General features: G+C 66.1%; 1 pseudogene. It reads right to left on the bottom strand.

Features of this window, described 5'->3' with window-relative positions:
* A pseudogene (locus EN845_RS35065) lies at positions 1-280 on the bottom strand (formate dehydrogenase); the annotation flags it as partial.

Below are 280 nucleotides of genomic sequence, written 5' to 3'. Positions count from 1 at the left end.
TGCGCTGGTTGAAGCCGGTGTAGATCTCCGGATACACCGCGGCAATCAGCTCGCGGATGGGCGCGTAGTCGTGCATGCAGCCGGCCCAGTCAACCCTGCTGCCGGGCAGCGTGGCCAGTGCCATGCGGCAGACGATCTCGACCTCGGGCAAGACATCGGCACTGACCGGCTCCAGTACCCCGCGCGACGCGGTGACATTCGACATCGCGTCTTCGATGGTGACGAACTGCTCGCCGGCCGACGTAACGATGCGCTCCGAACGCGCCACCACCGGCAGGAT

This window comes from Mesorhizobium sp. M8A.F.Ca.ET.202.01.1.1 (assembly GCF_004791595.1).
Taxonomy (GTDB): domain Bacteria; phylum Pseudomonadota; class Alphaproteobacteria; order Rhizobiales; family Rhizobiaceae; genus Mesorhizobium.
This window is presented reverse-complemented; position numbering and strand designations above follow the sequence as displayed.